We start from the raw sequence: 4,721 nt of genomic DNA on the forward strand, positions 1-4,721 counted from the left end.
AGCGCGCCCCCGTCGGCAGGCTGCCGCGTTCGGAGGGCACCAGCCCGGCGGTGGCGAAGACGAAGGCGACTCGGCCGCCATCGCCGGAGCGCAGTTCGCGCACGGCGGCGTCGGCCGCGGTGGGGGTCTCGGCGGTGATCGCGTCGGCGAGCGGGCCCAGCAGCGCGGCGACCGCGGCTTCGAAACCGCTATCGACCCGCAGCTGCGCCGAGAGCCGGTCACCGAGGCCGCCGACCCCGTGTTCGAGCAGCCAGGCCGCGCCGTCCTTGCGGGCCAGGTTCATGCCGAGCGCTTCGATGCGGGCGCCGAGCCGGGCGACCAGCTTGCTCGCCTCGCGGTCCTGTTCCCGCAGTTCCCGCACGCGTTCGTCGGCCAGCGCCAAGGCGGCGACGGCGTGCTCGTGCTGGGCGTCGAGGCCCTTCTCACCGGCGTCCAGTTCGCCGAGTTCGTCCTGCACCGAGTCGTATTCGACCTGGGCGGCCTCGCCACGATGGCGGGCGTCGGCGATGGCGACCGACAGCCGGGCGATCTCGGCGTCGACCGATTGCGACTTCGTACGCAGGTTCTCGACCTGGCCGGAGAGCCGGGCCAGCCCCTCGCGCCGGTCGGCGATCGCGCGCACGGCGGCCAGATGCGCCTGCTCGGCGGCCTTGGCCGCGTACTCGCGATCGGCGAGCGCCTCGCGGGCGGCCTCGAGCGTTTCGGTGGCCATCTCGACCGCGTAGCGCAGCTCGGCTTCCTCGGCCTCGATCCGGTCGGCCTCGGCCTCGAGCTGGTCGGGATCGCGGCCGGTGCCGACAGGTGTCTCGGTGTGCAGGTGCCTGGCCCGGTCACCGGCGATGCGGATGGTGGCGTTGACCCGCTCGGCCAGCGCGGACAGCTGGAACCAGGTCTGTGCGGCGGCCTCGGCGCTGGGACTCAGGCGCGAGAGCTGGAACTCCTGCTGCGCGAGCGCGGCATTGGCGGCGTCGAGCTCGGACTGCACGGTGATCTGCTGCTCGCGGGCGTAGGCCTCCTTGCTGAGCTGAGATTCCAGCTCGCCCCGCCGGGTCACCAGATCGTCGGCGGCCAGCCGCAACCGGGCATCGCGCAGGTCGGCCTGCACGGTCTGCGCGCGCCGGGCCACCTCGGCCTGCCTGCCGAGGGGCTTGAGCTGGCGGCGCAGTTCGGTGGTGAGGTCGGTGAGGCGGGCGAGATTGGCCTGCATCGCGTCGAGCTTGCGAACCGCCTTCTCCTTGCGGCGCCGGTGTTTGAGCACGCCCGCGGCCTCTTCGACGAACGCGCGGCGGTCCTCGGGGCGGGACTCCAGGATCGCCGAGAGCTGGCCCTGGCCCACGATGACGTGCATCTCGCGGCCGATACCGGAGTCCGACAGCAGTTCCTGCACGTCCATCAGCCGGCAGCTGCTGCCGTTGATCTCGTACTCGCCCGCGCCGTCGCGGAACATCCGCCGGGTGATCGAGACCTCGGCGTAGTCGATCGGCAGCGCCCCGTCGGAGTTGTCGATCGTCAGCGTCACCTCGGCGCGCCCGAGCGCGGCGCGACCGGTGGTCCCGGCGAAGATGACGTCCTGCATCTTGCCGCCCCGCAACGCCTTGGCACCCTGCTCACCCATCACCCAGGTGAGGGCGTCCACGACATTGGACTTACCGGACCCGTTCGGCCCGACGACGCAGGTGATGCCCGGTTCGAAGCGCAGCGTGGTCGCGGACGCGAAGGACTTGAACCCCTTCAACGTCAAGCTCTTGAGATGCAAGGCTGGCCCGCCTCTCCGCGATTCAGGCCAGACTCGAGCGCGAGAGGGACGGCGCACGCGGCTGGCGGTCGGGTATCGGGTTGCGGTAGCCCGTGCCCGACGAGTTACCCATGTGCTCGCGTGAGCTTACCCGCCGCTACCGGCCGCTCCGCGTCAGTGCGGGCGATCCGGGTTGTGTGGGTCCATGTGCTGGACGTGCTTCATCTGCTTCTGCAGCTGGCGCAGGTGGGTCTGGGTGCCCGGGGACGCTTCCCAGCCGGTGAGGACGCGGAAGACCAGCACCGCGCCCCAGGGGCCGATGACCCACATCGGCCAGAAGTAGGTGAGCTCGCCCGCGCTCAACGAGATCAGACCCCAGATGACCACCACGATCAGGCTGACGCCGAGCCAGCTGCCCGCCTCGATGCGCTGCCAGACCGGGATTCGCGGACCCTTCTGCGCGGCAGGCGCGGCGGCCTGCTGCTGCGCGGTCAGCGGCGGCAGATCGGACAGCACGACGGCGAGTTCGTCGCGCGTGGCGGTCGCGTAGACCTTGGCGACGCGCTGGTCGTATTCGGTGAGATCGAGCCTGCCGTCGGCGAGATGGGTGCTCAGCTGCGCGACGATGGCGTTGCGCTCGGCGTCGGACGCGCGTGTGCCTGGGGTGATGTCCATGCCGACATCCTCTCGTTCACCAACCACAGTGGACAGCTGTTCCCAGCCTCCACCCTCCACTGTGTGATGTCAACCGCGGCGACGGTCACAGGATGGCGAACGCCACCACCAGACCCAGGGCGAAGTGCGCGGCCGCGACCACCAGCACCTCGGGGGTGTAGGTGTCGGCGTGCAGGGTACGGCCGATGTCGATGCCGGTGACCTTCTCGATCACGCGCACCGAGATCACCTGCGCGATGATGCCGACCAGGCCGTAGACGACCGCGGCGATCAGCCCTTCGGAGAGCTTGTTGACCCCGCCGGTGGCCAGCACCGCGAACACGACGATGAAGGCCATGCTGACCATGCCCGCCGCGGACACGATCAGCGCGTTCGGCTTGCCGGCCACGACCAGGTCGCGCAGCTTGCCGGGCGTGGTCAGGTCGATGGCGAAGAAGCCGATCAGCATCAGCGCGAGGCCGATGAGGCAGTACAGGATGATGGCGCCGACGCCTTCACCGAGCGCGCTCCAATAACCCGATTCCAGGGCGAGGGCGGTCATCGTGGTCCTTTCGAACAGTGTTGTGTGGTCACGGGTCAGTCGACGATGCGGTGCGGGACGAAGGCGGCGCCATCGTCGGTGATCAGGCCCGCCGTCTCCCGGATGCCCAGACCCGCCGCCGTGTCGCCGACGACCCAGGCGCCCAGCACCGGGCGCATGCCGTCGAATTCCGGGAGCGGATCGAGCAATTGGTAGACGAAGCCCTCGGCGCCGTAGACGCCGCCGGTCGCGGTCTCCATGCCGGGACCGACGATGGTCATGTTGGCGCCCTCGCGACCGAGCTTGGGTTTGCGGATGTACTCGGTGAGCTCGTGCGGGCTGTCGAGGTAGGCGGGCAACAGGTTCGGGTGTCCGGGATACATCTCCCAGAGCACGGCAAGCAATGCCTTGTTGCTGAGCAGCGTGGTCCACAGCGGCTCGACCCAGGCGGTGGCGGGCAGGCTCTCGACCACGCGCTTGCCGAAGTCGTCGTCGAGGATCCACTCCCACGGGTACAGCTTGAAGACCGCCTCGATCGGCGCCTCGGCCAGATCGACGAAGCGGTGCAGCTCGGTGTCGAAGCCGACCTCCTCGATCGGCAGCGCGACCGTGTCGAAGCCCGCCTCGGCGGCGGTCTCCTGCATGTAGGCGGTGGTCACGTTGTCCTCGCCGGTCGCGTCGGCGCCCGACCAGGTGAAGTGCAGCTCGGTGCCCGGCAGCACGCCGCGCAGTGCGGTCCAGCGCTCCACCAGCTTCTCGTGCAGCGAATTCCACTGGTCGCCACCGGGGTACACCTGCTGCAGCCAGTGCCACTGGATGATCGCGGCCTCGAGCAGCGAGGTGGGGGTATCGGCGTTGTACTCGAGCAGCTTGGCCGGTCGCCGCGCGTCGTAGCGCAGGTCGAAGCGTCCGTAGACGTAGGGGTCACTGCGCCGCCAGGATTCGGCGATCGGCCCCCAGCTCCATTCGGGCAGCCCGAAATCGGCGTAGCGCTCGGTGAGGACCACGTGTTCGGCCGCGTGCAGGCACATCGACTGCAACAGCTCCACATCGGCTTCCAGCGCGAGGATCTCGTCCATCGAGAACTCGTAGTGCACCGACTCGTCCCAGTACGGACGCGGCTGGCCGCTGGCATCGCGGCCGGGCGCGCCGTAGACCAGCCCCTGACTCTCGATGATCTGCTGCCAGCCCGGACGCGGCGTACTCGCCACCCGCCGCACTAGGACCCGCTCCCGCCGGTGGACTTGCTGCCGAGCCCGCCACGCTGGATCGTGGTGCCGCTCTTGGTGGTGACGGTGGCGTTGCGCGGCTTCACCGAGCTGCCGCCGCTGGGCGGCTTGCCGATGGTGGAGGTGCCGCCGTAGTGGTAGCGGTACTGCGGCCAGCCGAGCAGGATCAGGCTGCCCGCGCCACCGTGGCTGGTGTCGCTGCGGAAGTTGGTCTTGCCGTCGCCGCAGTTGTCGTCGGGGACGACGATCTCGTTGCCGTTCTGATCGATCTGCACGCACGAGGCGGTCACCTGATCCGGTGCCGCGATCGCCCGGTAGGCCAGATAGCCACCGCCGACCAGCGCGGCGACACCGACGACGGCGACGCCGCCGATCATCACCCGTTTCCTGGTGCGCCGCTTGGCTTCCGCCGCCTCGGCGGCGGCACGCTGGGCCTGTTCGGCCTGCTTGCGCGCCTTGTCCCGGGCGCGCGCCTCACCGACGGTGGGCGGGCGGGGCTGGGTGAGGCCGGGTTCCTGCCTGGCCATCCGGCCGGGCCGCGGCGCATCGGCGGGCGGTCCGG

General features: G+C 70.2%; 5 protein-coding genes. All 5 read right to left on the bottom strand.

From position 1 onward, the window contains the following. The coding region (locus tag V8688_RS31275; RefSeq protein WP_342802318.1) for an AAA family ATPase at positions 1–1,756 on the bottom strand (1,756 nt) is incomplete at its 3' end. A 153-nt stretch (positions 1,757–1,909) separates the two neighbouring features. Further along, positions 1,910–2,410, bottom strand: a complete 501-nt coding sequence (locus V8688_RS31280) for a DUF1707 domain-containing protein (RefSeq protein WP_316575585.1) — start codon at positions 2,408–2,410, stop codon at positions 1,910–1,912. Between the two features lie 85 nt (positions 2,411–2,495). Continuing rightward, positions 2,496–2,951, bottom strand: coding sequence for a DUF350 domain-containing protein (locus V8688_RS31285; RefSeq protein WP_218719275.1), 456 nt, complete (start codon positions 2,949–2,951; stop codon positions 2,496–2,498). 35 nt (positions 2,952–2,986) lie between these two features. Beyond that, on the bottom strand, positions 2,987–4,150 hold the full coding sequence (locus tag V8688_RS31290) for a glutathionylspermidine synthase family protein (protein WP_342802319.1): 1,164 nt from the start codon (positions 4,148–4,150) through the stop codon (positions 2,987–2,989). Next, the coding region (locus V8688_RS31295) for a hypothetical protein (RefSeq protein ID WP_342802320.1) at positions 4,150–4,721 on the bottom strand (572 nt) is incomplete at its 5' end. The genes V8688_RS31295 and V8688_RS31290, both read right to left, overlap by 1 nt.

Origin of the sequence: Nocardia sp. No.11, assembly GCF_038752175.1 — a bacterium.
Classification (GTDB): Bacteria; Actinomycetota; Actinomycetes; order Mycobacteriales; family Mycobacteriaceae; genus Nocardia; species Nocardia canadensis.